General features: G+C 59.7%; 4 protein-coding genes and 2 pseudogenes. All 6 read left to right on the top strand.

What is annotated here, in order from left to right:
• Positions 1–113: 113 nt before the first annotated feature.
• Positions 114–251 (top strand): annotated as a pseudogene (locus E1B25_RS22705) (ATP-binding protein); the annotation flags it as partial.
• Positions 250–534, top strand: a pseudogene (locus E1B25_RS21865) (IS3 family transposase); the annotation flags it as partial. The pseudogenes E1B25_RS22705 and E1B25_RS21865, both read left to right, overlap by 2 nt.
• 163 nt (positions 535–697) lie before the next feature.
• A complete protein-coding gene (locus tag E1B25_RS21860; protein WP_132831672.1) occupies positions 698–1,102 on the top strand; it encodes a hypothetical protein in 405 nt (134 codons plus the stop codon).
• 76 nt (positions 1,103–1,178) lie between these two features.
• Positions 1,179–1,400 (top strand): hypothetical protein, encoded by a 222-nt coding sequence (locus E1B25_RS21855; RefSeq protein WP_206338618.1) that lies wholly within the window; start codon positions 1,179–1,181, stop codon positions 1,398–1,400.
• On the top strand, positions 1,400–2,863 hold the full coding sequence (locus E1B25_RS21850; protein ID WP_132831671.1) for a TolC family protein: 1,464 nt from the start codon (positions 1,400–1,402) through the stop codon (positions 2,861–2,863). The genes E1B25_RS21855 and E1B25_RS21850 overlap by 1 nt, the downstream gene beginning before the upstream one ends.
• Positions 2,864–2,875: 12 nt before the next feature.
• Positions 2,876–3,317 (top strand): multicopper oxidase domain-containing protein (locus tag E1B25_RS21845; protein WP_165937735.1); only part of this gene is annotated, 442 nt, incomplete at its 3' end.

Below are 3,317 nucleotides of genomic sequence, written 5' to 3'. Positions count from 1 at the left end.
TGGCCCGACGCGGCTGCGCTGTGTGATGGCTACACCGCATCGGGCCAGCTACCCCTGCGCAAAATAAAGGGGTCATTTTTGGGCGCCGATAGGGGGTCAGGATTGCATGCCGATTGACACGCAAGGTCCGGTTCTTCTCGACCATCGAGCTCGTCAACACGCTCGAACAGGAGAAGGCAAAAGGTAAAGCCGGACAGCTTGCAGAAAATCTCACCCGCCTTGATCTCGTGATCCTCGACGAGCTCGGCTACGGACAGGGGCAGCCAATACTGTTCGCACGACTACCAGAAAATCTTGCGAAAGCATGGGTTCAGGGTGTCCATGAGTGGCAAGGGAAATTGCTATGATAACGCCGCTGTTGAAACCTTCTTCAAAACCATCAAGGCCGAGATGATCTGGCGACGGTCATGGGAAACCCGGCGGCAGGTTGAGATGGCCATCTTCGAATACATCAACGGCTTTTACAATCCGCGGCGGCGGCACTCAGAACTGGGCTGGAAAAGCCCTGCCGCTTTCGAACGAAAGGTGGCCTAAACGAGCACTTGGAGCGGTACAAAAACGCGACAGGTCCAGTTCCAAGACAGGCTTAGAACTGATTGGCGGAGGGCTGCTCGGCTTTGATGGTCTCACGAGAATGTTGCTGCCTCTCACCCTTCAACGGATTGACAGGTGTCCCCGTTTTCCCCAAACACAGAGCATGAAGTCCAAGACACCCCTTTTTGCATGTCTCAAGGCGCTCTCTTACCTTGTGATCGCTTGCGCATTGGTGTTCTTGCCACCTTCGACAGCCCACGCTGCATCAGGCATGCACAATAACCAGCTGGTCGCGTCAATCAGCGCCGATCACACGGTTGCCGAACATGCGCATGGCGCTACCTCCTTGGGTTCCAAGCACGACAAAAGCGGCTCTGCGTCCAAAGCGGACCATGAGGATCAGGGGACTGGCCAGTGTTGCAGCGGTATCTGCGTTTCGGGCATGCTCACCGAACCCGGAGCCGCATTTGTCGCTCATGCCACGCGTGGCAAATACCTGATGCTTAATGGGCGAACAGCTTCGATCAAACCGTCCGGTTTTCTGCGACCTCCCCAACATCTGATCTGATCCAAGGCCCTTAACAGGGTTTTCGCTTCGCGTATGTCCGTGCGCGAACCCGATGTATATCAGTCAGGTTACCAACATGAAATTTCATCCATTTGTGGGGGCGTCTGCCCTCGCACTCGGCGCATGTGCCTATGAGCCAGCGCCATTGCCGAACGTGACAGCACAACATGCCGTCACCAACACGGCAGTCTCCTCACCGATCAAATATCAAGACCCCTTGGCAGGATACACCTATCGCGGCCCCACCGGCCCGCGCGACTGGCGCTCGGTCAACCAAGAACAGTCGGAGGGCAATTGATGCGCGTCAGGAACCTCTCCCTTGTCGTTGGTTTTCCGTTGATCCTTGGTGCGTGCGCCACCGCGATTCCAGGAACCTACACCGAGCCCAAGGCAGGGTTTGCCAATGTGGCGAGCCAGACCGCAGCGGTGATCGGAAAGCGAACGGCATTTGCGCAAACTCAGGCGGAAAACGAAACCTTGAGCCGCGAAGTGCGCGCCATGGTGCATCGCAAGACGATTTCGGCGGATACCGCCGTTCAGGTTGCCCTGCTCAACAACAAGGGCTTGCAGGCCGCTTACGCGAATGTTGGGCTGTCTGCCACCGATGCATGGCAACAGGCGACGCCCGAAAACCCGATCGTCTCTATCGGAGTATTGGGCATCGGGGCCGCCGAACTGGGCGCGTATCGCGCGATCGAAAGCATGATCGCGACCAATATTCTGGATGCCAAGACCCGCAAACAGCGGGTCGCATTGGCGGGTGTCAATTTCCGCGCGGCACAGCTGACAGCGGTAAACGACACGCTCACCCTGGCCAATCAGACGCGGCAGGCCTGGATCAATGCGGTCGCTGCCTTCGAAACCGCAAGTTATCTCAAACGGGCCAAGGCCACATCCGATGCCGGATCCGAACTGGCGCGCAAGCTGGGTGAAACAGGCGCGCTGAACAAGGCCGGCCAAGCGCGGGAACAGGCCTTCAACGCCGAACTGGCGGGGCAACTGGCGCGGGCACGGCTGAATGCTATCCGCGCCAAGGAAGATCTGACCCAGCTGATGGGGCTGTGGGGGGCGGACGTGGATTACTATGTGCCCGACGCCTTGCCCGCCTTGCCACGTTCTGTGGGGCGGATCACCAACGTCGAAGGCAGGGCCTTGCAAAATCGATTTGATCTGCGCGTGGCCAAGCTGGGTCTTGAGGCGCAGGCGGCGGCGTTCGGGCTGACAGACCGGACCCGGCTGGTGACGGATCTTGAACTCATCGCCGGCTTTGAGGCCGAGCGCGAGGCGGTGACTGGCGGGACGAGCACCGAAACGACACCACAGCTCGAATTGGAGTTCGCCATTCCGATCTTCGACACCGGTGAGGCCCGGATGCGAAAGGCAGAGCTGGCCTATCTACAGGCGGCCAATGTTCTCGCAGAAAAGGCTGTCAACGTGCGCTCGGAAGCGCGCGGCGCCGAGGCCGCCTATCACGCATCCTACAAGATCGCGCGCCACTACCGCGACGTTCTGGTGCCACTGCGCAACACCGTCGAGGAGGAGGGGCTGCTGTCCTACAACGGCATGATCACCAGCACATTCGAGCTGCTGGCTGACGTCCGAGAAAAACTCGGCGCATCGCTCGAATCTGCCAGTGCAAAGCGTGATTTTTTCATGGCTCAGGCTGATCTGACTGCAGCGATCTACGGCGGCGGCTCAGGCAGTGGCAGTGCCGCGTCAGAAGGCACAACACTTGCCGCCGGTGGCGGCGCAGGACACTGAAAGGAAGATGACATGATGAACAGACGTCAACTACTCGGGGTCGGCGCCGCAGGGGCCGCGCTCGTTTCCTCCCAGGCATGGGGCAAGACTACGAATATGGGTCTGCCTGAAGCGGCCCAGATGGACACGGCCGCTACGGCGATCACGCCACGGCCATCGACGGGGCCTGACTACACGCCAGTCGTGACTTTGAACGGCTGGACACTGCCCTACCGAATGAACAACGGGGTCAAGGAGTTTCACCTCGTTGCTGAACCGGTGGAGCGCGAGTTGGCGGACGGCATGATCGCGCATCTGTGGGGCTATAACGGCCAGTCGACAGGCCCCACGATTGAGGCGGTCGAAGGCGACCGGGTTCGCATTTACGTGACCAACAAGCTGCCGGAACACACGACCGTTCACTGGCACGGCATGATCCTGCCCTCGGGCATGGACGGCGTCGGCGGGCTCAGCC

Origin of the sequence: Antarcticimicrobium sediminis (genome assembly GCF_004348975.1) — a bacterium.
In the GTDB taxonomy this organism is placed as follows: domain Bacteria; phylum Pseudomonadota; class Alphaproteobacteria; order Rhodobacterales; family Rhodobacteraceae; genus Antarcticimicrobium; species Antarcticimicrobium sediminis.
Note: the sequence above shows the minus strand (reverse complement) of the source record. Positions and strands in the feature narration are given on the sequence as shown.

Coding starts and splice junctions, on each gene's coding strand:
- E1B25_RS21860 (WP_132831672.1), top strand. CDS start 698: ATGAAGTCCAAGACACCCCTTTTTGCATGTCTCAAGGCGCTCTCTTAC.
- E1B25_RS21855 (WP_206338618.1), top strand. CDS start 1,179: ATGAAATTTCATCCATTTGTGGGGGCGTCTGCCCTCGCACTCGGCGCA.
- E1B25_RS21850 (WP_132831671.1), top strand. CDS start 1,400: ATGCGCGTCAGGAACCTCTCCCTTGTCGTTGGTTTTCCGTTGATCCTT.